Raw genomic sequence first — 23,709 nt, 5'->3', positions numbered from 1 at the left:
CGTCCTTTCTATAACTTCTTTGGAAATTAATTTCGCTTGATGGAGGTACGGCTGTGACAGGAAAAGGCTGTGATTTCCATTGTGCTGTCACTTGGCCATGGCTCACCCCAGTTGCAGTCTGGAATTTTGTTCTAATGGCAAGATGACGCTGAATCGGGCAGGACGTTCCAATCGTTTCTTTGAAAGACCCTCCTCAGAATTACTGAGGTTTATGATCTCAGTAATTCCGAAGTCACTCTTCAGTATTTCCGATGTGTAATTCAGGTGTGCAGCTGGCATTGTCATAACAAAGAACATTGCAAACCTTTGGTTTGCACGAGGCAACCGGGGATGCTCATTGATTAATCCAGAACCCAAAACAATCTGCATTGCCGGTGCCAGTGGGCTGGCGGGCGCGTACATTGTGAAAGCAGCTCTCAATCGGGGTTTCAGAGTTCACGGCACTCTGCGTGATGCCAGTCACAATGAAAAAGCAGGCGTATTACGGAGCTTCGCAAGTGCGTCAGATCGGCTTCGTCTTTTTTCTGCAGATGCGGCTGACAGCGGGTCTTTTGATGAGCCACTTACTGGTGCTGATGCAGTGTTTATCACCTGTTTTCCAGCCGTAAATCACGGTATTGATGGTACTCCTGCAGCACAACTTGACCCTGATCGCGGTTGGAATGAAATCATTCACCCAGCTGAACAGGGCTGCTTAAACATCATGAAAGCTGCCCTCCGGCAGAACGTTAAGACTGTTCTTCTGTGCTCCAGTACAGCTTCAGCAGAACCGGCAGCTCCCTCTGCCATTAAGCACGAGCTAAGGGATATCTCCGTAGCTGAACAGCAAATTGGGCAGAAGAAATACTCCCAAGCCCAAAAAACGGTAATGGAAGCAGCAGCCGAAAAGTTTGCTTCCAAAAATGGGATAAGGCTTTGCACCCTATTGCCAAGTATGATGGTTGGCGAACCTCTGCTCCCCAGCCATTTGACAGGCCATGTCCTTGGTTTTTTGGCAAACCTGCATCAAGGAAAAACCGGGTGGCACAAAACAGTTCCCGCCGGCTCAATGTCTCTTACCTCTCCGGAGGATCTAGCCGCAATGTTTCTTGCCGCTTGGTCCAATCAAGAAGCCTCGGGACGTTACTTTGCTGTAAGTGGAAGCTGGAGCTGGCATGAAATCTATCAAGAGATTTCTGAGTATGTCCCCTTGGAGGCTCTACCAACACCATTAGGACGAGAGCCGGAATCACCCACGCAATTCGATTTTACGCGGCGCGATAGCCTTGGCACAACCTTCAAAGACATGCATGAGATGCTTGCCGCGTTTTACCATAAGTATGAGCAGGTTAGATTGTTGCCGCAACTCTAGTGCAAATCCTAAGACATAATTGTATCAGGATCATCCTTCAGTTGAGGTAAGTGAATTTTATGGCATTGCCAAGTTGTTTGAAGGAGAATTTTCGACTAATTTTTGGGGTGTTGTCACGTAAGTTGGATTTGGTCGCAAAATCCAAACTGAGCGCACTTCATGCGTCCATGGGCGTTGTTGCACAATTCGAAATTAGCTTACAGCTTGCCAATCCCATGCATCTGGTCGTGCAGAAACCTTTTCGAACGTGGCGCGTCCGAGGGCCGTCATTGTGTTGAGAACGGCGACGCCAAGTTTTGCCTCTGTCCTCTGATTGTTCAACTTTCGTGACCTGAGCGTGGTCCCGATCACCTGCTTAAAGCGGTCCATCAAGGTTTCGCCTCGAGACCTTCGGCCATATCCGGTTTGCTTTTGCCAAGACATCCTGCCGTTCTTTTGAATGGCAAGAATATCCCGATCGCGAGCAGTGGGGCGGTGGCAGCCACAAGGCTGGGGACAGCTGTTTTGGGTGGTGGAATGATGACCTCGATATCTTCAAAACGGTCTGCTAATTCTTGTCTCACAGGCGTCCCATCATAAGCGCAATCACCGAGAAATGTGGCAACTGTATCTTCGATCTGATCCAACAGATCCGGCACAGCGGTTGGATCGGCAACAGTATCCTCAGTCAGTTCAGAACATACGATTTCGCCGGTATTCAGATCAAGGCCAAGGTGAAGTTTGCGCCAAGTTCTGCGCTTTATCCTGGTTCCATGCTTGGTTTCCTGCCATTCTCCGGCACCAAAGATCTTAACGCCTGTACTATCGATTACCAGCGCTATTGGCTCAGAGTTCGTTCGCAGTTTGGGATTTGAAAGTTTCAAGCCATCTGCGCGGCGCGACAGGGTTGAAAAGTCAGGAACCGGTAAAACCAACTCCATCAAATGGAACACAGACCTCAAAAACCCTTGAGTCTGCCTCAAAGCAAGGCCGAATACGACCCGGATCTGCAAACAGGTTTCAATGGCAAGCTTTGAAAACTTGGCGGGCCGCCCACGTCGTTGGTTCTTGGGTGCAAACCAAGCCTTGGCAGCGCTCTCTTCAATCCAAACCGTGACATCGCCGCGACGACGCAAGCTTTCATTATACTTCGACCAGTTCGTCACTTTGTATTTGGCTTTGGCAAACTTATGTCGGCGATCAGCATTGGCTTTAAACGGCATAGAGTGAAACTTCACTGAAGGAAATATCAGCCGGAATATACGCCTGAAGCGTATTTATGCAACAACGCCGCACAAGGAGAGATCTTGCGTTCCTGGTTGGGACAAAAGGTTTTGCCGGAATTCAGCGACAGGGTTCTTCCCATTGATGTTCGGGTTGCTCAGTGCTGCGCTCAGCTCCACGTCCCTGACCCCAGAAGCGAGCGTGATGCTTTGATTGCAGCAACGGCTCTGGTTCATGGAATGCAGCTTGTGACCCGTAATGCTTCTGATTTTGCTCAAACTGGTGTTGTGCTTGTTAATCCGTGGAGGATCGTAGCAAACATGGGTGTCGAAGAGTAATAAAGCCACGTAATGAGTGAGGGGTATTCCTTACGGATAGGGTAAAGTCAAACCAGCTCTTGCCGCTCATCCCTCAACAGTTACAAGTGTTGGATGAGCCCACCGCAGTTCTCCATCAGACACTCGACCTTCGCGGATGCAGGGTTGCTACTCAGTGACCTCAACGGACATTCGCCTCGATGCGAGGCCGTCCGAGTTAGATTTCAACTTCAGGTCTATCTCATACCGCTTGCTGCAGTTGAGTGGGGAACAGGCATTATTAATAGAGCTCTGTCAGTTCTAGCTACCTGCTCACGATAAACACTTTCAAGGTATCGCGATGTTGTTCAGGTGGGGCGCATAAGGAACGTAGAAGGCCATTTGAAAAAACGCGTCTTTTCAAATGGCCTTCCTTATTACAGATGCCACTCAGCGAGACCGATGCGTTCTGAGCTATCCACTCGCAATGTGATTGGTTGGCTGTCTTTGTCGTGCATTAATACTGTATCAGCGCCCACACATTCAGTGAGCATGATTACGATGTTTCCTCGTGACAGACTGTCTGTGTGGATCGTTCCTCCCGGAAGCATTATTGCTTTGCCTTCCGGAACTTTAATATTCACCAGCGCGAACTTGTCGTCTTCAACCTGTTTGCCGACGGTAATGATGATCTCGTCCTGATCTGACGAGGCAATAAAAATATGGGGGAACTCGTGTCTTTCGACGAAAAACCCATTGGCTTCTTCGAGAGAGTATTGGTGATTTGCTGGTGTAATTTTGTATTCGACAACGTTGAGATCACATTTATCGAATTTCACTGGAACGGTTTCACCTTCATCAAAGATTTTCACGCCAAATGCTTGCGTTACATCTTCGAATGCGGGTGACAACTCCGTAACCATTGGAATCTCCAGCAAAACATCTGCGCAGGAAAGACATCCAGATGCACCAAACACGTTTCCGGGCGCTGCGATGTTGACTGTGTTTGCGTCTTGCCAGGTTCCTTCTATGACAGAAAAGGCACTTTCTGGGAGCGAGGACAATGATGTGTTCGTCACTGAGATATTCTGGTGGGTTCCTTCGACTGTTTGTGACGGAGGTGCGGGTGTAATGTAAGGGGCACTTCGATTGATAACGACATCACTCTCGGGTGGGATGATACTATGAAGAGCGTTGGTTGTGACAGCGACTTCATTATTAACTACGCGATGTATCGACACAGCCTTTAAAGAGCTCTCTACTTTCTGGCTTGAGAGTTCGGCATTGTATTTAACTGTAATTCCAACGTCATTCAGACGCCGTTCCTGATAGTCTGGAAGCTTTATGTTCTTTTTGGTAGAGCTTGAAGCTGCTGTAATATGTAGATTTTCTTGTACCTGAGGTGTTGATGTCGCAAGTGTGATTGGCATCCAGGTTTCTTCTCAGAACTTGCAGGACAGATGCGCCTGCCATTTCCAGAGGCATTCATCTTAGTCCTGTCATGATTGAAATGATCATATTTCTTTGTGCAGTCACGTCTGCCTCAAACAATCAACGAACGAGTGATCAGCGGTTCCGGCTTTTCAGCAAGGAGGGTAGGGTAGGAGAGGCCTCAAAATTACTCTCTACTCAATTCCCGTTAAGTCTTGAGAAACCGGAATAGGCTGTTTTCGGTCTTACTCAGTAAGCGCCTGCAACTCAGTTTCAAACTGTGCGCGTTCCTCTGGTGTAAAGCCGCGTAAGTGGTTTCCATCGGTGCGTTGTGCAATTACGTTAGCTACGAAATCGTTGGCTTTGTTTGCTGGGATGTCCGGGTAGTTTTGAGCGACGTACAGTGCAATCGTCTGCTGGTCTTCGTTGAAGTTGATACCGCCCAGTGTTGTTATCTGCTGTGGTTTGAAGCTTTCGGTCTGGGCTGCAATGTTCAGCTGTGTTCCACCAATCAGGCGTGGGTCTGCAACGGTTGCTGGCTGTGTACGGCTTAAGCCTTGTGTCAGTAGTTCCGATACGCGAACTGGTTTTGACGTGCCACCCAAATCATTAACTGCCTTAGTACGCAGACCGAAGGTATGCAGTAACTCATTGACGTTACTCAGAGATCGCTCTGCGCCATTTGCTAGGAGAGCGCTTAACAGTGCTGCTTTCTGACCATCATATTCGCCTGCCTTTTTCAAACCAGAGTCCGGCTTTAAAAGCTGTTCAAATGGCTTTGCAGCTAACAGTTCCGGGAAATGTTCAGTGGCAAAGGAACGGAACTCGGGATAGTTTTTAAGTACTGCTCCGAGCTGTGCGCTGTAATCTGCATCAAGATAGTTATGTTGCACGCTGCGGCTGGACTGCATGGCGGCAGCGCCAACCACTTCCAAGCCTTGTGTCTTGGTTGTGCCAGCAACTTCCAGACCCACGACGTGCTGCCATGCTCCGCCGGAAGAAAGATCACTGAAACGCTGGTTGACGTCGTAAACAGGCTGCAGTTGCGAGGTCAGCTGCTTTTCAAGGATGGACACTTTCTTAGCCGCTCCATCGACCACTTCTGTTCTGCTCGTACCGCCGCCACGCTGACCGACCGCGTATACGAGGTAGTCTGCTTCAAAGTCTCCACCATCTGTGCTGATGGTCAACGGACGGTTTTCGCCAGCAGAGACGTTGTTGATCTGCTGATAGCGAAACACAGTGCCACCATCTGAGCGGTCATTGCCTGCTTCCTGCGCCGTAAAGGTGGCTTCGATGCCAACAGATCGTACATCCCATGTCAGTGCGACACCTGGCTTTTGATGAGGCTGCATCATCCAGAAGATATTATCCTTATCAACACCGCGTGTTGAAAGTTCCATGATCGCGTCTGTACCCGCATTCGGGCCCATTACAGCCACAACACATCCCGTCAAGTCTCGTGTGCCAGCTTCATTGCGCTGGAACTGGTCCAGATCCAAACAGTTGGCTGCGTTAGGATGGCCTGACTTTCTGAAATCAGCTACCTCTGGCGGGACATGATGATACTCGTAGTCTGATCTTTCAATGCCGGCACCAGTTGCCAGGATGACCTTCTTGGCCAGAAACGGCTCGCTATCTGCATCGGTCTGTACCTTATATAGGCCAGTCTCGCTGTCTCGGCTTATTTGACGGACTTCGGCATCAAGGATGTTTCCACCTGAGACCTGATCAATGCGTTGTGCATTGAGCTGAGACCATTCCTTTCTGTCAACTGGATCAAGACAGGAGGAGGCAATTGGACCATCGCCAGGGTTTACAAGTTGTTGTGCCTGGTTGATGCACTGTGTGTAATGGCCTTTGTCATAACCTCGTGCACCGGCCCACGGATCATTTTTGCCAACTACAAGAACATTGTTCTTGCCGCTATCAGCAACGATGGAGCAATCACAACGTTTCAGGCTGGTGAGGTATGCCGCAGCCGATGTGCCTCGCCCTACACAAATCAGATCATATAGTGATTTGTCAGCACCAGCGTTTCCTTGCGTAGCTGCGAGTTGATCTTTGACAGCGGACTGTGTTTCAACGGCTCTTTGTTGATGGGATTGCAACGCCGGATGGGTGGAGCTCGACGTCGGACTGCTTCCTGTGTCAGCCTGTGGCGGGATGTTGGCAGGGGCAATTGTCGGTGTCGTGGAAGTCGCTTGCGTGATGGTCATCGGGGAAACTCTTGTTCTTACGGGGCTCAGACTTTTAGGGAGTTCTTGGGAAGTTCTGTTGCGAGCTCCTGTGTGAGGAGAACGCCAGACTTCAAAAGCTCACTCCAACCCTGTGCGCGTTCAGCAAACTCGGAAAGGGCAGCAAAAAGATCGTGGCGTGCCAACCCGTTCATCGGGATATCCCAGAGGAAGGTGATGGTCTTGTCTGTGTCTGCCAGCATTGCAAACCGCAAGCTACCGGTGCCAGCCCAAGACTGATTGACCTTCAGAAAGTACTCCAGCAGATCAAGCCGGTTTTCTTCTGGCAGGTTGCCCAACTCCGCGCTGATAGCGAGGGAATGCCTGTCTTCTTCCAGCGTGGCAATCACGTCCAAACCTGAGGTGAACTGAAATAACCAACTGTCACGTGCAGGGTCCGCAAACACCGATGCATCAACGAGTAAGTCACTCACTTCCGTGACTAGTTTCGATACTTCACTAGTATCAACCATAGTTTTCCGCCCTATGTCTTGTCCCAAAAGCTGAACTTAAAAGTTCACTCTCCCGGGCCTACTGATCGCCGCCGTCCACGGCCTTATGCTTGCGGAAAATACTAGGACAGAACGCTATAAGTGATTGTGCTGATAGGCATAGCTCACGGAGGTGTGATGGAAATACAATTTGCGCGCAATTTCGATGGGCCTTATTAGCGAGATACTTAACAATCGGCACAGTTTGACAATTTAAGGTTGTAATTTTTTAAGAACAGAGACCCACAAGCAGCCATTTGAGCAGTTCTATCATGGATTGAGCCAACTTGCTTGGGGGGGCAAGCCCGTTTTTTGAACCCTCTACGACAGGACTGGTTCGGGAAAAGCGGAGGGACTTCTGGTAATTTTGGATCAGGAGGACTTCATGAAGCGACCAACTTATACAAAATGGTTAAAGCGCGAAGCACGACGACTTGTCGAGGTGAGCGGGCGCAGTGTTGATGAGATTGCCGAGGATCTGGGGATAGCTCGCTCGAGCTTGCACCGTTGGGTTCGTGAGTTCAAAGATCAGGATTTACTAGCCGGACCGCATGAGGACACAGGTAAAGAGCTTGCTCGCCTTCTTAAGGAAGTAGAACTTCTGCGGCGGGAAAGAGAACTTTTAAAAAAGGCAGCAGCGTTCTTCACCAAGGAGACAAGTCTTTGAAATTCAGGTTCATTGACGCGGAGAGCGCATGTTATCTGATCAGCCTGCTCTGCGCCTTCATGCCTGTCAGTTGCAGTGGTTATTATGCCTGAGAAAGCGCCCTGCGAGCGCTCGGCAACGTAAAGACATGGTGCTCCTTGTTCATATCAAGGATAAGTTTGAAGCCTCAAACAGAGCTTATGGTTCGCGGCGCATTGCTGCCGACCTTGTGGCTGATGGTATGCTCGTTGGCGGACATCGTGTTACACGCCTAATGTGCGATAACTCGCTGAAAGTGGGAAGAAAAAAGAAGTTTAGGAAGACCACAGACAGCCACCATAACAAACCAGTGGCCCCAATCTTCTGCAGCAGGATTTCACCTGCACCGGACCTAATCAGAAGTGGCGCGCGGATATCAGCTACATTTGGACCAGTGAAGGCTGACTTTATCTGGCAGTGGTTGTTGACTTTTCTCACGAAGGATTATTGGCTGGGCGACCAGCAACAGGATGAAGACAGACCTGGCGACAACAGCGCTCAAACGAGCTCTGGCAACTCGCCTTTTATGTGGAAGGATCATTCACCATTCAGACAGAGGCAGCCAAGGCGGATTCAAACGGTCGTCGCAATGTTTGGTTTATATTTCAACCTAAGACTTCTTCCAATGCTTCTGCGGGTGTTTTCCACCCAAGCGTTTTTCTTGGGCGACCGTTGAGGGCGTGGGCGACTGCTTCCAGCTCCTCCACACCATGAGCGCTTAGATCTGTGTCTTTCGGGAAGTATTGGCGCAGCAAGCCGTTGGTGTTCTCCTTGCTACCGCGTTGCCAGGAGCTTTGGGGGTCATAGAAGTAGACGTCGATCCCGGTCTCAGATGTTAACTTTTCATGCTGCGCCCTGATCTCATGTGAGTGATCTGCGCAGATGTTCGGGCAAATCCTGGATGGATTTTGCAATTGCGTCCCGAACAGCTTCAGCGCCATGTCCGGCAAGGGCTGGACCGTTCTTTTGTCGCGGGCCCGTTCCATGGCCCGGCATCGGTGGCAGGTGAAGCAGAAGAGTAAAGCGAGTTTTTCGTTCCACGAGGGTACCAATGGCAGAGCTCTTCAAGCCCAAGATCAAATCGCCTTCCCAATGACCCGGAACTGCTCGATCTGCTACCTCAGCAGGCCGTTCGCTGATCATGATCTCGTCAGACACAAATGCCCTTCCTTTACCCTTTCGCCGCGCTCTGGGAACGCGAAGGGCACGGCCGGAACGCAGGCATGCGACAAGCTCACGGCGCAGCGCACCGCGGCCTTGAATGAACTAAGACTGATATATGGTTTCGTGACTGATACGCATCAAAGAGTCATCCGGATAATCCAACGGCAGGCGGCGCGCAATTTGCTCTGGGCTCCAGGCCGAGGCCCATTTGCGGTGCTGGCGACGCACCGAACGCCGCTTTGTCCAGCGCACCTCCAGACCTGCAACAATATCCCCATCGGGGCCCGCGATCTGACCTGACAACCGATCTACAACATATTGTCGCAATGTGTCGTTCAGTGCCTGCTTTGTTGCCCTGGGCCGACGCGCAGCACGATTTGCGTGCCATTGCGCGGTGGTCGCGCGATACTCAAAACTGCCGCTGCGGATTGCTGCGTTCCTCCGCAACTCTCTGGAAACTGTAGGAGCAGCTCTCCCAATTTTACGGGCTATCGCACTTATGCTGAGACCTTGGGCACGGCAAATTGCAATCTCTTCACGTTCCTCAAAACGGAGGTATCGCCCCGATAGTCGCGGCGCAGAGCTAGAATAATGTGATGGCGGCATGCCTCCGGCCTCTCGAAACCAACGACTGCCAACGGGTGCAGACGCACCAACTTGAACTGCGGCCTCTTCGCTGGAAATACCCTTCTCAATCAATCGCCAGAACAAAACCTGCTGCGCCCCATGCGCTGCTTTGGGGCGGCCAGGCGAGCTCACCTTTACTCGACCACTTCGATCCGAAGCTCGTTTGCGTATCGTCATCACAATCTCCATTCTATGAACATTGCGACGACCGTTTGAATCCGCCCAATACTGCTCTGATGCCTATCAGCGGCTCTTAACGAGGCATGACATAACCTCTTCTATGAGCGCGAAGGGCAACTGCTACGATAATTCCATGGTGGAAACCGTGTTCAAGACGATTAAGGCTGAAATATTGTGGCGAACCGCCTTTCAAACACGTCAACAAGCGGAAATCGCCCTTGGCCTTTACATTGATGGCTTTTACAATCCTACTCGGCGTCACTCAGCATTGAGCTATAGCTCCCCAATTGCATTCGATGTGCGTCTGCAGAGTTTTTGGGTCCAGGAGCTGCGAAAAACTAAGCGAGAGCTTGGCTCATCTGGTTGGTTTGATTATGCAGCGTGTTATCTGTGATGCAAGCGTCGCACCTCGAACGTTTTTCGTTTGATCTTCTCCCTTTGCTGCAGAATAGCTTTGTCACGCCCAAAGTAGACGTCGGCGGGTGTAACATTGTTGATGCTCTCGTGGTATCGCTGATGGTTGTAATGATCGACGAAGGCTTCAATTTGCGCTTCAAGGTCGTCCGGCAGGAAGTAGGTTTCCAGCAAGATTCGGTTCTTCAGAGTTTGATGCCACCCTTCGATTTTTCCTTGGGTTTGGGGGTGATAGGGTGCGCCGCGCGAGTGCTTCATACCTTTTCCCTGTAACCATTCAGCCAGATCGCCTGAAATGTAGCTGGAACCATTATCGCTTAGTAACCGGGGTTTGTGGGCAACGTGAACCTGGTCGCAACCTGATGCCTGCAACGCCAGATCCAATGTGTCGGTCACATCTTCAGCCCTCATGTTGGTCACGCAATGATATAGCGGCTGTAGTCATCCAGGATTGTGCTGAGATAGTACCAACCCCAACTGAGCACCTTGAGATAGGTGAAGTCCATCTGCCAGAGCTGATTGATAGCTGTCGTTTTGTCTTTGAACTCATTGGCGGCCTTGATGACGATGAAAGCTGGGCTGGTGATCAGGTCGTGTGCCTTTAATACGCGGTAGACAGAAGCCTCTGATACAAAATATCTTTCCCGATCAGTGAACGTAACTGCCAATTCCCGAGGCGATAGCTTAGTCTCCTTCAAAGCTAACTTGACGACCTTGCGCCTCACTTCGTCAGGGATGCGGTTCCAGACGCATTTTGGCTTGGGGGATTGATCCTCCAGCCCAGCCTCTCCGCGCTGTAGATAACGCTCATACCAACGATAGAACGTGGTGCGGGGAATACCGAGCTTGGCCAGTGTTTGGCGAGCTGACAGGTGGCCTTCGTCAACCAACCTGATGATCTCCAGTTTCTCAGATGCGACATACCTCATTCTGGGTCGCCCCCACCCTCGAACATGCTTTTTTTGAGCAAGCGGAGTTCCAGCGTTTGTTCAGCCACCACTTCCTTCAAATCGCGAGCTTCCCGGCGAAGGTCTTTAACCTCTTCAGTATTTGCCGCACGCACCGTATCACCAGCCAGACGCCGCTTGCCTGCTTCCATGAAGTCTTTCGACCACTTGTAGTAGATGCCTTGGGAGAGACCTTCCCTACGGCACAGTTCAGCAATGCTGTCTTCACCGCGCAGCCCATCCAGCACGATCCTGATCTTCTCTTCTGATGAATAATGTTTGCGGGTGGCGCGTTTGTTATCTTTGGCGATCTTCTCGCCAGGGCTTTTGTGCGTTCCTGTTGTCTGTCTCATGTACCACTCCTCAGTGGTTACGATGAGCCAACAACACTCTCTTATCAAATACCGCTATTTGGACCCATAGGGGCTGACGTCAGACAGCATTCGAAAGACGGGTAAAGAAAATTGAGGCAATGTCTCTCCACTAAATAAGGGATAGTCCAGTTAACAGCGGCTCACGCACGTGGTAAAAAACTTGGGCGGCAGCCAGGGCAAAGGCCCAAATCCAATAGGCTCGCACCGAAGGTTATTCAGGCCGTTCCTGACGGTCGACCATATCGATTGATTGCATGCGATCTCGGCATAAACAAAAATACCGTCTTGGATATCATGAAGCGGCACCGCGAAAACGCTTAGGGTGTCATTCTGCCCCCTGCCGGACTCGACCCCTCATTGGCAAGCAATACTCCCCGTGCAGCCAAGAGACTTTCCTGCCCTACTCCTCGCAAATTAGTGGCATACTAAACCACTTAGCTAGTGACCAAACGGGGAAATCGAAAACCCTTCAGCTGGGACAGCGAGGTCCGAATTCTTATAAGGGCTGGAGAATCAGAACGCAAAACTCAAACAATTTGGCAAGGCCAACAATTCCGCTTGTGGCTGATAGCAGAGCAATTCATGCTGTGATTTATACTGAACGGCTAGAGCCAATGGTAATGCAACAGCACCTGTAAAACATCTCATTTACAACAACCTGTGCCTTTCGGTACACACACTCTCTGAGACTCCCCTACGTTAAGGTTATTCACTTTTTGCTTCGCGAGGCTGTCTGGGAGGTATGCTTTGGAGCGGTCCTATGAAAATGAACTACTCAAGTTATTTGGTGGCTTAGCAGATGAACTGAATTTATCTGAATTGATGCCAAACTCGGCAGGGCAAGTTGCGCTGCATTCTAACGAATATCACATAACCACACAGATCTCTGCGGTGTTTCAGGAGCGCCGATATGTGGTCCAACTTGAGGCGGACATTTTTTCGGATAATTGCCTCGAGCTCACTCAACTTAAATTTCTTTTGGCAAACCTAGCGAAATTCAGTGCCTGTGGTTTGGTGATAGATGCGCAGAATAAATACGTTTTAAGGCACCAAATATTACTTCAAACGACTGATCCTATTGAACAATTTATTGAAACTTTGAAGACATTCATTGGTAACGTCCTTCAGCTTCGCGGCGTACTTACATCTAATAGCGAAGATGTAGCCCAGTGGTCCTCAGAACATATGTGGGTCTAAGTGATTTAGGAGGAGCATCACCATGAGGAATCTAGGAATAACGCAGCAAACACTGAGCTCAACTAACGACACAAGGCTTGAGGTAAATAGCGGCTTAAGCCGCTCCATAGCAGGATCAAGCAGCGCGCGATTACCTTACCGGCTCTCTCCGGTAACAGTCGCAAAATCTGAAACAGGTGGCCCTCGCCACCAACAACACGGAGTTTCGCTCGCAAGTTTCCGGCCACACTGCGTTGCCTTATTGGATTCGTCAGAGCTACAACAAAACACTAGCGCGGAAAGAAACTCTCTTTCATCCATGGAACGTGCACTGCTTGATGCACGTTTCAATTTACGTTCCATCCCGCGTGATTTTGCGAGCGGTGATCCACGGTTCGGGAAAAATAGTGCTGATGCTGGTATTAAGTACAAGCTCACGCAAAAACTCTCAGTCCTTGCAAAAGAACCAAGCCTGCTAACGCCAAACCGGGCAGCAAGAATAGGAAAGCAGCTCGCAACGGTATCATTAGAAGCTGAGCAGCCCAAGCAAGCCTTGGTCGACTACCTAAAAGGTTTTGGGAAAGATGGTACGGAGAGAGTAGTATTGCCCCAAGAGCTAAAAGACTTGCTTAGTCCAATAACAAATGCCCTTAAGCGTGAATTATCAGAAAGACAGCAAGACCTTAATCAACGGTTGGATACCGGGCGAGCTCAATCCCAACTACGCGCTAACCAGGCACAATGGGCCGATATAAGCACAACCACACTGACCGAAATAGCAGGTGGGAAGGGCCAAAGGGTTGCAGATGAGGATGCTGCTCAAGAAGATACAACTCCACAACAGAATTCTAGCTATCAACCCACACAAGTTACAGCCCGTAGTGCCTTTGTGGAAGGCGTTCATACTCAAGGTCTTGTCGGAAAAATCCTAGGCAAATTCCCACACAATGTAACTCCGCTCATAAATGGTGCCATTAACGGACGCGAGGAAATTTTCAGAGCTGAAGTTTCTACAACCAACGGTGTTTTCTATGGCGGACTTGGGTTTACAGGCATTTATTATGGCTTGGGTGCCATCCAAAGCCTGATTGCAGCACGGTCCGCTTATTCAAGTATGCAGAACGCCGCCAAAGCGCAAGACACTTTTGACGGAGCGTCCCAACAGTTTATTGCTATTCAGGACAACATTGCAGAACTAACTTTCTTGGCAAATGTAGTGAAGGACACTCAAAAGAACGGTACCTCACCCCTTTCCACCATCGAAGTCGTTGCTCGAAGCATTGAAACCGGAAAACTCTCCAAGCGCAGCCTCTCAACCACACTCCAATCGCTCTTCCCGGATTTTTCGGCGGTAGGGATCGCCGCATCAGACGCTTATGAGAGAGCAGCAGAAGGCTCTCCTGCTGAGAGAACCGCTCTTGCGAACCTACGTGGTCAAGCTGCTTTGCACTTTGGTGAAAGTTCTACAGACGATGCTGAACACCTTGGTCGCGCATTAGACTATTTAACCAATACTCAAAAAAGAGCCATTCGGGATTCCCATAAAGTTCACAAGCAGTTGACCAACCTAGTCGCTAACTACGGCAAGGATGCTACACTCGCCAAGGCGCTTCACAATGATTACAAATCACAGATGCAGAAAAACATTTTTGCTGCAGGGGTTTGGGGCCTGGCAATTGCCTCCAAAGCTATGTCAACGGCAGGCAGAGAGTTGTCGAGTGGCGCACAAGGCCTTTCATTGACAACCTCGGCACTCGGCTACGCGGCAGGCGCAGCAGGGGCTGGAGTAGGCGTCGCTGCTGTGGGGCTTGAGGTTTATAATGTGGGCGTTCGTTCTGCAGAGGCCTATAAACTGCACCAAACTGGTAAAAAAGCGGATGCGCTACATCATCTGTTTTCAGAACAGGTAGAGGTTCCTGTTTCAGATGATAACGGAACAAGGAAAATATCAAAACCAAGAGATGCAGAACTTGCCCAGATTACAAAGACCATTGCAGGTAACCAGCTGAAAACACGTAACACCAAAATCGGGCAAGCCGTACTATCAGCGATAGATGGGTTTGGATTTGCAGCAGGCACGATTGCCTCCGTTGCTGGCATTGTTGCCGTTGCAACAGGTGCGGTTGCTGCAGGTAGTGTTGTCGCGGCTGCAGGACCAGTTGGCGCTGCCTTGGGTGGGGTGGCCGTCTTAGGTATGGTTGGGTTTGCAGCATTTCGCCTCATTAAGTGGGGCATACACCATCATCAGAGTAAACAGCTGAATAAGGTAATTTCAGATGATGCAAATGCTATCCGAAAATACGCAAGGAAGCACAATTTAGATATTCGAGAAAGCGAGAATGGACGGCCGATAGAGAACAATGCACACATCAAGGAACACGCAATTGAAACCCTGACAAAGCACAGCACTAAATTTGCACTACATCGTTTTCATCAACGGGTTAAATCTGAAATTGCGCATGTGGACATAACCCATTGGGACCACGCACCGTCGATCGCTGTTATGAAATGCTTCTTCAATGAACCTGCACAGATACAAGCAATAGCAAGCCTAAGCGATGAAGAAGCCGTAAAAGTGCTCGCTAAGAAGTTCCAGGTCCGCATGTAAAAGCTAGGAGCAACGCGGCACTATGAGATCACTGCCTATGCCGTATAGTGTCTGACATCAGCCCCTGTGGGTCCAAATAGCAGTATTTGATAAGAGAGTGTTTTTGGCTCATCGTAACCACTGAGGAGTGGGACATGAGACAGACAACAGGAACGTACAAAAGCCCTGGCGAGAAGATCGCCAAAGATAACAAACGCGCCACCCGCAAACATTATTCATCAGAAGAGAAGATCAGGATCGTGCTGGATGGGCTGCGCGGTGAAGACAGCATTGCTGAACTGTGCCGTAGGGAAGGTCTCTCCCAAGGCATCTATTAGAAGTGGTCGAAAGACTTCATGGAAGCAGGCAAGCGGCGTTTGTCTGGTGATACGGCGCGTGCGGCAAATACTGAAGAGGTTAAAGACCTCCGCCGGGAAGCCCGCGATTTGAAGGAAGTGGTGGCTGAACAAACGCTGGAACTCCGGTTGCTCAAAAAAAGCATGTTCGAGGGTGGGGGCGACCCAGAATGAGATATGTCGCATCTGAGAAGCTGGAAATCATCAGGATGGTTGACGAAGGCCACCTGTCAGCTCGCCAAACTCGGTATTCCCCGCACCACGTTCTATCGTTGGTATGACCGTTATCTACAGCGCGGGGAGGCTGGACTGGATGATCCATCGCCCAAACCCAGGCACGTCTGGAATCGCATCCCTGACGAGGTAAGGCGCAAGGTCGTCAAGCTGGCTTTGAAAGAGACAGAGCTATCACCTCGGGAATTGGCGGTTACGTTCACTGATCGGGAAAGATATTTTGTATCAGAGGCTTCTGTCTACCGCGTATGAAAGGCACACGACCTAATCACCAGCCCCGCCTTCATCGTCATCAAGGCCGCGAATGAGTTCAAAGACAAAACGACAGCCATCAATCAGCTCTGGCAGACGGACTTCACCTATCTCAAGGTGCTCAGTTGGGGTTGGTACTATCTCAGCACAATCCTGGACGACTACAGCCGCTATATCATTGCGTGGAAGCTCTGCACCAACATGAGGGCTGAAGATGTGACCGACACATTGGATCTGGCGTTGCAGGCATCAGGTTGGCACTGTTGCATAAATCCGTTTCTGGCGTATATTTCGGCTGATATTTTAGTCAGTGAAGATGCACTTTATGCCGTTTAAAGCCAATGCTGATCGCCAACACAAGTTTGTCAAAGCCAAATATAAGGTAACCAACTGGCGGGAGTATAACGAAAGCTTGCGCCGTCGCGGTGACATCACAGTTTGGGTTGAAGACAGCGTTGCAACAACCTGGTTTGCTCCTGCGGCTAACCGACGTGGGCGGCCCGCCAGGTTCTCGGAGCTTGCCATTCAAACTTGTTTGCAGATCAGGGCCGTATTCTGCCTTGCCTTACGGCAGACACAAGGGTTTGTGCGATCTGTGTTTCATTTGATGGAGTTGGTTTTACCGGTCCCTGACTTTTCCACCCTGTCGCGCAGAGCTAGTGGTTTGAAACTTTCAAAGTAACCGTCCGCTCAAGACCGCCTTACTTGATTGCGTTTGATTGAGTATTTTCTTCTTCAGTTTTTGCTGAGGAGGCAAGTCATTGTTGGATGGATCGAAGCCACGGCGGTCGTGGACACGGCCCTCCGTGCCAATAAGTGTGAGACATTCCACTGGCCAAAGTTTACACTTGATGGCGTAGGAGAACGAACCCATGGTTATGCCTTCACAGACACCGCTTTCACCCGATACTGGACCTGATGATATTGTGCCCCCGCCACCGCCAACCCGCATGGTGACAGCGCCAGTGCAGCCTACAGCCGAGTTGACCGCTATCCCTAAGCGGAGAAGTTTCACAGCCAAATACAAACTGCGCATTCTGGACGAGACGGACCAAGCAGCAGACACAGGTGGTGTTACAGCCATTCTACGGCGCGAAGGGCTTTATTCTTCTGCGCTAACGGATTGGCGTCGGGCGCGCGCTGCAGGCTCATTGGGATCATTGCAGCCGCGTCAACGTGGCCCACAAAAAGCACCCGCCAACCCATTACAGGCCGAACTGTCCAAGGCTAACCGTGAAGTTTCAGCACTACGGCGGCGTCTGGACCAGGCGGAAGCCATCCTTGCAATCCAAAAAAAAGTGGCGACATTGTTGGACGAGATGGAGCAGACGCCAGAGCGCAGCGGCAAGTCATGATGGCCGTCGCGATTGCTCTGCCCTCAGGCAGCGGCCTGACCTCAGCCGTTTGCTCCGCGCTCTCTTTGTCGCGGGCAAGCGTTTTTCGCCATCGCGCTACATTGGCTGCTCCGCCACGCGCGGTAAAGCCACGTCCCCCCTCAGCGCGTGCCTTGCCGGAAAATGAACGGGCTCGGGTACTGGACCATCTGTGTGGGCCCAGGTTTACCGACCAGACCCCCACCGAGGTATTCGCCACTTTGCTGGATGAAGGCACCTACCTCTGTTCGATCCGCACGATGTATCGGATACTGGCCGCTCAGGGCGAAGTCATTGAGCGTCGCCGTCAGCGCACGCACCCTGTCTATCAAAAGCCGGAACTTCTAGCCGAAGCTCCCAATCAGGTCTGGTCTTGGGATATTACCAAGCTGATGGGCCCGGTGAAATGGTCTTACTTCTATCTCTATGTCATCTTGGACATCTTCAGCCGCCGTGTTGTTGGCTGGCGCATTGAGCAGGCCGAAAGCGCCAGCCAGTTCAAGGAACTGTTCATGGATGCGATGGGAAAGCATGCTGTTCCACGCGATCAGTTGACATTGCATGCCGATCGTGGCGGGCCAATGAAGGCAAAGACAACGGCTCTGATGCTGGTGGATCTTGGTGTGCTCAAATCCCACAGCCGACCCCATACCTCAAACGACAACCCGTTCTCAGAGGCCCACTTCAAGACGCTGAAATATCAGCCCGAATTCCCCAGGAAGTTTGAAACCATCGAGCAAGCTCGCGACTTTTGCCGCAGATTCTTTGCATGGTACAACGAACAACACCATCATGCAGGCATCGGACTCATGACCCCTGATCAGGTCCACTTTGGACAGGCCGAGGCTGTCTATGCCGCACGCCAAGCAACTCTCGAGGCTGCGTTCATCAGTACACCCGAGCGCTTCGTACTAAAACCGCCAAAACCACCTCAAATCCCGACGGCCGTCTGGATCAATCCACCAAAGCCAGAGAAAGAAAATCAAGCTTAAAGTCCAAATGCCACTGTCTCAAAGTCGTTGACACGTTCCGCGGGTAGAAAAGGCGGCAATCACTGCGCAAGTTGGGGTTGATGGAGCAACGCTGTTTGATGTTGCGCAGAGCCATGGTGTCGGCCGGTACTTGCTGAAGCGATGGATGGCTCAGTACTGCGAGAGTAACACAAGTGAAAACACGAAGGCTCCCATTTTTGTGCCTGTTGTTGTTACTGATCCAGAACCGTCAGGACCCGCCGTTATTGAGGTTGGGCTCGGGAACGGTCGCAGCCTGAGGGTTTCCAGTGACTTAAGTGATGCGCAGGTTCGCCGGTTTATTGCGCTGGTGGAAGCGACATGATCGGACCGGGAACAGGTGTGCGGGTTTATCTTGCGTGCGGTGTGACGGATATGCGCAAGGGCATTGCCGGTTTGACCGCTTTGGCGGAGACGGAATTACGCCAGCGCCCTGCAAGTGGCGCCGTGTTTGCTTTTCGCGGACGGCGCGGGGACCGGATCAAGTTGCTTTACTGGGATGGTCAGGGGTTCTGCCTTTACTACAAGGTGCTGGGTGCGCCTCGAACCTGGTTTCGACCGGGGCGCTTATGTTTGGAATTCTAGTGAAAGGAGGGGTTTCCTTTAACAGACCGTCCTTTACTGCGAAAGGGCGAGAGCCGAAGCGGCGGTGATTTGTCGTGAACTGGCAAGGTGACGTAGCCCGTGGGATAAAGAGATGTGCGACGAAGCCATTAAGTCAAGACCCATCTTCAGGCTGAGTATTGGAAGGTTGAGGAACACGAACCGGCTAAACCGTATCTGAGGGGCTGAATTGTAGCCTCCGCCTACATGGCTTAACAGGCGGAACATCGGTCGCGCCATGGATTTCATGACCGGAAGCGCGCAAACCGACAGCGTACTCCAGAAACGCTTTCGAGGGTGTCGTCAACTTATGCAGTTTGTTGGCGATGGCCGATGCCGACTTGCGGGACGCAAGGGAAAAGACTACGGCCGGCAGCCTAACCAATACGCTTTAAGTCCAACATAGGAACGAGGGAAGGCGTGTGCCGAATGAGGTTGGTATATTTAATACTCGCAAGGGAGTTCACCCCGATGACGGCCACGCTGGCGGAGTTCCCGTAGTAGTCCGAGATAGGGAAAGCCTGTCACATGGCGAAGGGGAACAGTTCAAGCTGCTTAGGGCTGCACATTAACTGACCACAACGAGGTGAAGACCTTTGATAATCAGCGACATGCAACACAAGCTTGCGAAATGGGCGCAGGACGAGCGAACCAGAAGATTTGATCGCCTCTTACGCTTAATTGCCGATCGGACTTGGCTGACTGAGGCTGCCCGGGTTGCCTTGGCGTCGAGCGGCGCAAAGACCCCGGGCGTAGATGGCGTGGACCGAGATCGTTTCCGACAAAATGAGGAGGAACTCCTTGCGACGTTGGGGCGATCTCTGCTGGATGGGACCTATGCGCCCGCTCCAACACGACGCGTCTACATCCCGAAAGGGAACGGAAAGCTGAGACCGTTGGGAATACCGACACTGACGGATCGCATAGTACAGCGCGCCATGCTGATGGTGATGGAGCCGATTTGGGAAAGCGACTTCAGTCCTTACTCATATGGTTTCAGGCCACAGCGTAGCGTGCACCACGCGATCCGGGCCGTTTTGATGCAGACAACGGATGGCAGGAACACAAAGGGTCGCTGGGTGATCGAAGGTGATCTAGCAAGCTACTTTGATACTGTCCATCACCGCAAGCTGCTCTCGTGTGTGCGCAAGCGCATCCGGGACAAACGGTTTATCGCACTGCTCTGGAGGCTTTTGAAGGCAGGTCACATCGATAAAGGCCTCTTCTGCGCCGCCAGCAAGGGCGTTCCTCAAGGCGGGGTTCTTTCTCCGCTTCTGTCCAACATTATGCTCAATGAGTTTGATCGTTGGATGGATGAGAAATTCCTTGGAAAAGCAGCGCGCAACAAACGTCGTGGTTGGAATGAGAGCGTCAGAAAAGCCAGCCCTGTGGCGGTTCGTGAGAACCGCTGTCGCAGACCGGCAGTGTCCTATTGCCGTTATGCCGATGACTTTGTTGTCATCGTCAAAGGCACGAAGGCACAGGCGCTCGCGGTACGCGAGGAATGCCGAGCATTCCTGGAAGGCGATCTGGCATTGACGTTAAACATGGAGAAAACCCATGTCACTCATGTTAATGATGGGTTTGTCTTTCTCGGTCACCGGATCATTCGCAAACGCGGTCCCCGTGGCGTGATGCGGCCAGTAACGACCATTCCCCGAGAGAAAACCAGCGGTTTCAAACATCGACTGGTTAAGGCTCTTAGCGGCGACCACAATACGCCCCATACCGACATGATTAAGCGGCTAAACCGCCAACTCATGGGTTGGGCAAACTTCTATCAGTTCACCGATTACACATCCAAGGTCTTCCAGCACGTCGATACCGTCGTGTTCTGGAAAATGGCACATTGGCTGGGGCGCAAGTATCGCTCGCGCATCTCTCGTCTGATGCGAAAGTGGTTCGCGCGGCCGTATGGCTTAAAAGCCAAGACATGGATGGTGCACTCGATGACGAAAGAAGGAGTACGCGTTTCAAGCATCTTGTACCGGCTAACCAATCATCAGCGCGGGCAATTCCGCTGGAAGACACCACGTTCAAATCCTTATCTTCGGGAAAAGAACGAGGCTCCTTTCTACGAAACGCACTATCGTGGTCTCGTGCTGGCTTTCTAGCCAAGCTTGAATGGAGAGCCGTATGCGGTGAAAGCCGCACGTACGGTTCGGAGGGGAGAAACGTCAGCTGTGGCTGACGTCTCTTACCCTACAAACAGGCCGGTTCCCGTGGCCTTCGCCAGTCGATGGCTCAGCCCGACTTACTTCAGCACAGCTGGCCATGCTGTGGGAAGGGATGGACTGGAGACGCCCAAGCTGGGGAGCTCCGCCCGCTCGAATGGGGTGAATATCTTTGGTTTTGAATAGGACATTGCTTTGAGATTGGAGTTACACGAGGTAAAATACCCATATGAACCAGTCTCTTAACTCCCTTCCTAATGACCCTGCTTTGCTCAAGGCATTGCTGTTGTCCGCCCAAAGTGAGATTGAAGCTTTAAGCGGTAAGGTTGAGAGTTTACAAGCTAATGAGCAAGCCCATCTGGTTCTGATCACATCGTTCAAACAGGCTTTGGCCAAGTTGCGCAGGCAGCGCTTTGGCGCATCTTCAGAAAAGATCGACCGCGAGATTGCCCAGCTTGAACTGGCGTTGGAAAACCTGGAGGTTGCCCACCCATGCCAGGAGCCGGAAGGTGAACGGTTGCCCGTGCCCGAACTGGCCACCTCCGCACTTGAAAAGCCACCCAAACCGGCCCGCGGCAAACCTCGGGTGAGCAGCGATGTGGACCGCGAGCGCGTTACTCTGCAATCACCAGTAGCGTGCCCCGATTGTGGTGGCAAGCTGCGGCTCATCGGGGAGGATGTGTCTGAACTGGTGGAGTTCATCACCGCAAAACTGAAGGTGATTGAAACAGCAAGGCCCAAGACGTCCTGCCGGGTGTGCGAGAAAATCGTGCAAGCTCCAGCACCAACCCGGCCCATTGAAAAATCCAGTGCCGGAGCCAGCTTACTGGCGCATATTCTGATCTCCAAGTTCGATGATCATTTGCCGCTATACCGTCAAAACGAGATCTTTGCCCGGCACGGCATTGATATTCCCCGCTCTACTTTGTCGGACTGGTGCGGGCTTGCCATGAAAACACTGGCTCCGCTGACCGAACTGCTTAAAGTTGAGGTGATGCTCTCAGATCGCCTGCACACCGATGACACGCCCATTGATGTACTGGGTCGTCAGTTCAAGACGGTGAGCGGTTCCGGCAAAGCTTCGAGGCAGGGCCGGATCTGGACCTATGTGCGCGATGATCGCCCCTTCGCAGGAGAGGCCCCGCCTATTGCTGCCTATTGGTTCTCCGCAAATCGCAAGGCTGACAATCCACGATCCCACCTCAAAGAGTTTTCCGGCATTCTGCAGGCCGATGCCTATGCTGGCTACAAGCAACTTTATGACAGCGGGGACATTAAAGAAGCCGCCTGCTGGGCGCATTGGCGCCGCGACTTCCATGATATCTTCACCGCCACCAAATCAGAACTGGCCAGATACGCACTGGAGCAGATCGGCAAACTTTATGACATCGAACGCCAGATCAGCGGAAAACCACCAGACCAGCGGCATGAGGTACGGCAGAAGCACAGTAAACCCATCGCTCAGGCCTTCAAGGCATGGTGTGAAGCTCAGCTTGCCCGCATCTCAGGCAAATCACCGCTGGCCAAAGCCATCCGCTATGGCCTCTCCCGCTGGCACGCCTTCACCTTGTTTCTCGACGAGGGCCGTGTCGCGATCGATAACAATGCAGCTGAGCGCGCAGTCAGACCCATCGCACTGGGCCGTAAGAACTTCTTATTTGCTGGATCAATGGCGGGCGGAGAAACTCTAGCCGACGCCATGACGCTGATTGAAACTGCAAAGATGAATGGCCTTAACCCGCAAATGTATCTGACCGACATCCTAGCCTGCATCAACGATCACAAAATCAACCGCCTCCACGAGCTCCTACCATGGAACTGGAAGCTGGACGCAAAATCACAGCCGCAAGCCCAAATCCTGGCGCCTTGAGCGGACGGTTACCTTTCAAATCCCAAACCGCAAACGAGCTGTGAGCCAGTCGCGCTGGTAATCGATAGTACAGGCGTTAAGATATCTGGGGCCGGAGAATGGCAAGAAACCAGGGTAAAGCGCAGAAGCTGGCGCAAACTTCACCTTGGCCTTGATCTGAATACCGGCGAAATCGTGTGCTCTGAGCTGACAAAAGATACGGTTGGAGATCCGACAGCCTTACCTTTGCTGCTGGACCAGATTGAAGGTTCTGTTGCTGCGTTCCTTGGTGATGGAGCCTATGATGAGGCGACCACAAGACGAGAGCTGGCAGAGCAGTTTGAAGGTGTCAAAATCATCATCTCGCCGCCCAAAACAGCAATTCCCAGCTCTGAGGCTGAGACCGCTCCCACGGCTCGTGACCGGGATATCCTTGCCATTCAAGAGAGTGGCAGGATGGCGTGGCAAAAGCAGACCGGATATAATCATAGGGCGCGAGGAGAAACTCTGATGGGCCGCTTCAAGCAGGTGGTCGGGAACAAACTCAGATCGCGAAAGTTTAACAATCAGAGAACGGAGGCCAGAATTGGTGTCGCCGTACTCAACACAATGACCGCCCTTGGACACCCCGCGTTTGAGCGTGTTTTATGATGCCGAGATTTATGGGGTTGGGCAAGCTGTGAGCTGATTTCGAG

General features: G+C 51.5%; 14 protein-coding genes and 7 pseudogenes. 15 read left to right on the top strand and 6 right to left on the bottom strand.

The window, feature by feature from the left end; translation table 11 throughout:
* The first annotated feature begins 337 nt into the window (after positions 1-337).
* Positions 338-1,351 carry an NAD-dependent epimerase/dehydratase family protein gene (locus BLS62_RS04430; protein ID WP_208990626.1) on the top strand — a complete coding sequence of 338 codons (1,014 nt, stop codon included), beginning with the start codon at positions 338-340 and terminating at the stop codon, positions 1,349-1,351.
* 192 nt (positions 1,352-1,543) lie between these two features.
* Here the strand turns inward: BLS62_RS04430 and BLS62_RS04425 are convergent.
* Positions 1,544-2,553, bottom strand: a pseudogene (locus tag BLS62_RS04425) (IS5 family transposase).
* A gap of 84 nt (positions 2,554-2,637) precedes the next feature.
* On the opposite strand from BLS62_RS04425, the gene BLS62_RS04420 reads away from it, so the two are divergent.
* Entirely contained in the window at positions 2,638-2,892 is a 255-nt protein-coding gene (locus BLS62_RS04420) for a PIN domain-containing protein (protein ID WP_200798463.1), read from the top strand.
* Positions 2,893-3,287: 395 nt separating this feature from the next.
* On the opposite strand, the gene BLS62_RS04415 is transcribed toward BLS62_RS04420, so the two are convergent.
* The 3 genes from BLS62_RS04415 to BLS62_RS04405 form a co-directional block, all read right to left on the bottom strand.
* Entirely contained in the window at positions 3,288-4,280 is a 993-nt protein-coding gene (locus BLS62_RS04415; protein ID WP_093177498.1) for a hypothetical protein, read from the bottom strand.
* A 246-nt stretch (positions 4,281-4,526) separates the two neighbouring features.
* Positions 4,527-6,500: a type III effector gene (locus BLS62_RS04410; RefSeq protein ID WP_093177496.1), complete on the bottom strand. Its 1,974-nt coding sequence runs from the start codon at positions 6,498-6,500 to the stop codon at positions 4,527-4,529.
* 26 nt (positions 6,501-6,526) lie between these two features.
* On the bottom strand, positions 6,527-6,991 hold the full coding sequence (locus tag BLS62_RS04405) for a type III secretion system chaperone (RefSeq protein WP_093177494.1): 465 nt from the start codon (positions 6,989-6,991) through the stop codon (positions 6,527-6,529).
* 403 nt (positions 6,992-7,394) lie between these two features.
* On the opposite strand from BLS62_RS04405, the gene BLS62_RS04400 reads away from it, so the two are divergent.
* The gene (locus BLS62_RS04400; RefSeq protein WP_093177492.1) at positions 7,395-7,676 is read left to right on the top strand and encodes a transposase; all 282 of its coding nucleotides are present in this window, start codon (positions 7,395-7,397) and stop codon (positions 7,674-7,676) included.
* Positions 7,677-8,299: 623 nt separating this feature from the next.
* Here the strand turns inward: BLS62_RS04400 and BLS62_RS04390 are convergent.
* Positions 8,300-9,674 (bottom strand): annotated as a pseudogene (locus BLS62_RS04390) (IS30 family transposase).
* A gap of 31 nt (positions 9,675-9,705) precedes the next feature.
* On the opposite strand from BLS62_RS04390, the pseudogene BLS62_RS04385 reads away from it, so the two are divergent.
* A pseudogene (locus BLS62_RS04385) lies at positions 9,706-9,963 on the top strand (integrase core domain-containing protein); the annotation flags it as partial.
* A gap of 86 nt (positions 9,964-10,049) precedes the next feature.
* Here the strand turns inward: BLS62_RS04385 and BLS62_RS04380 are convergent.
* Positions 10,050-11,379 (bottom strand): annotated as a pseudogene (locus BLS62_RS04380) (IS3 family transposase).
* Between the two features lie 768 nt (positions 11,380-12,147).
* On the opposite strand from BLS62_RS04380, the gene BLS62_RS04370 reads away from it, so the two are divergent.
* The 11 genes and pseudogenes from BLS62_RS04370 to BLS62_RS04310 all read left to right on the top strand — a co-directional run.
* Positions 12,148-12,597 (top strand): hypothetical protein, encoded by a 450-nt coding sequence (locus BLS62_RS04370; protein WP_093177487.1) that lies wholly within the window; start codon positions 12,148-12,150, stop codon positions 12,595-12,597.
* 241 nt (positions 12,598-12,838) lie between these two features.
* Positions 12,839-15,184 carry a hypothetical protein gene (locus BLS62_RS04365; RefSeq protein WP_143521510.1) on the top strand — a complete coding sequence of 782 codons (2,346 nt, stop codon included), beginning with the start codon at positions 12,839-12,841 and terminating at the stop codon, positions 15,182-15,184.
* A gap of 134 nt (positions 15,185-15,318) precedes the next feature.
* A pseudogene (locus BLS62_RS04360) lies at positions 15,319-16,260 on the top strand (DDE-type integrase/transposase/recombinase); the annotation flags it as partial.
* A gap of 70 nt (positions 16,261-16,330) precedes the next feature.
* Positions 16,331-16,687, top strand: a complete 357-nt coding sequence (locus tag BLS62_RS04355) for a transposase (RefSeq protein ID WP_159436494.1) — start codon at positions 16,331-16,333, stop codon at positions 16,685-16,687.
* 298 nt (positions 16,688-16,985) lie between these two features.
* A pseudogene (locus tag BLS62_RS04340) lies at positions 16,986-18,370 on the top strand (IS3 family transposase); the annotation flags it as partial.
* Between the two features lie 145 nt (positions 18,371-18,515).
* Positions 18,516-18,713: a hypothetical protein gene (locus BLS62_RS04335; RefSeq protein ID WP_093177475.1), complete on the top strand. Its 198-nt coding sequence runs from the start codon at positions 18,516-18,518 to the stop codon at positions 18,711-18,713.
* Positions 18,710-18,973 (top strand): IS66 family insertion sequence element accessory protein TnpB, encoded by a 264-nt coding sequence (gene tnpB, locus BLS62_RS04330; RefSeq protein ID WP_093176403.1) that lies wholly within the window; start codon positions 18,710-18,712, stop codon positions 18,971-18,973. Before BLS62_RS04335 ends, tnpB (BLS62_RS04330) begins: the two co-directional genes overlap by 4 nt.
* A 614-nt stretch (positions 18,974-19,587) precedes the next feature.
* On the top strand, positions 19,588-21,105 hold the full coding sequence (gene ltrA, locus BLS62_RS04325; protein WP_348271852.1) for a group II intron reverse transcriptase/maturase: 1,518 nt from the start codon (positions 19,588-19,590) through the stop codon (positions 21,103-21,105).
* A gap of 67 nt (positions 21,106-21,172) precedes the next feature.
* Positions 21,173-21,331: an IS66 family insertion sequence element accessory protein TnpB gene (gene tnpB / locus BLS62_RS32770; protein WP_143521488.1), complete on the top strand. Its 159-nt coding sequence runs from the start codon at positions 21,173-21,175 to the stop codon at positions 21,329-21,331.
* A gap of 63 nt (positions 21,332-21,394) precedes the next feature.
* Positions 21,395-23,035 (top strand): IS66 family transposase, encoded by a 1,641-nt coding sequence (locus tag BLS62_RS04315; RefSeq protein WP_093176409.1) that lies wholly within the window; start codon positions 21,395-21,397, stop codon positions 23,033-23,035.
* A 42-nt stretch (positions 23,036-23,077) separates the two neighbouring features.
* Positions 23,078-23,665 (top strand): annotated as a pseudogene (locus BLS62_RS04310) (IS5 family transposase); the annotation flags it as partial.
* Between the last annotated feature and the right edge of the window lie 44 nt (positions 23,666-23,709).

This window comes from Pseudovibrio sp. Tun.PSC04-5.I4 (genome assembly GCF_900104145.1).
Lineage (GTDB): Bacteria > Pseudomonadota > Alphaproteobacteria > Rhizobiales > Stappiaceae > Pseudovibrio.
The sequence above is the reverse complement of the archived record's forward strand: the minus strand, read 5'-3'. Positions and strand labels throughout refer to the sequence as shown.

Excerpts from the sequence above, each read along its gene's own strand:
- BLS62_RS04415 (WP_093177498.1), bottom strand. The coding sequence starts at position 4,280 with ATGCCAATCACACTTGCGACATCAACACCTCAGGTACAAGAAAATCTA.
- BLS62_RS04410 (WP_093177496.1), bottom strand. The coding sequence starts at position 6,500 with ATGACCATCACGCAAGCGACTTCCACGACACCGACAATTGCCCCTGCC.
- BLS62_RS04405 (WP_093177494.1), bottom strand. The coding sequence starts at position 6,991 with ATGGTTGATACTAGTGAAGTATCGAAACTAGTCACGGAAGTGAGTGAC.
- BLS62_RS04400 (WP_093177492.1), top strand. The coding sequence starts at position 7,395 with ATGAAGCGACCAACTTATACAAAATGGTTAAAGCGCGAAGCACGACGA.
- BLS62_RS04355 (WP_159436494.1), top strand. The coding sequence starts at position 16,331 with ATGCCGTTTAAAGCCAATGCTGATCGCCAACACAAGTTTGTCAAAGCC.
- BLS62_RS04335 (WP_093177475.1), top strand. The coding sequence starts at position 18,516 with ATGGCTCAGTACTGCGAGAGTAACACAAGTGAAAACACGAAGGCTCCC.
- tnpB (WP_093176403.1), top strand. The coding sequence starts at position 18,710 with ATGATCGGACCGGGAACAGGTGTGCGGGTTTATCTTGCGTGCGGTGTG.
- BLS62_RS04315 (WP_093176409.1), top strand. The coding sequence starts at position 21,395 with ATGAACCAGTCTCTTAACTCCCTTCCTAATGACCCTGCTTTGCTCAAG.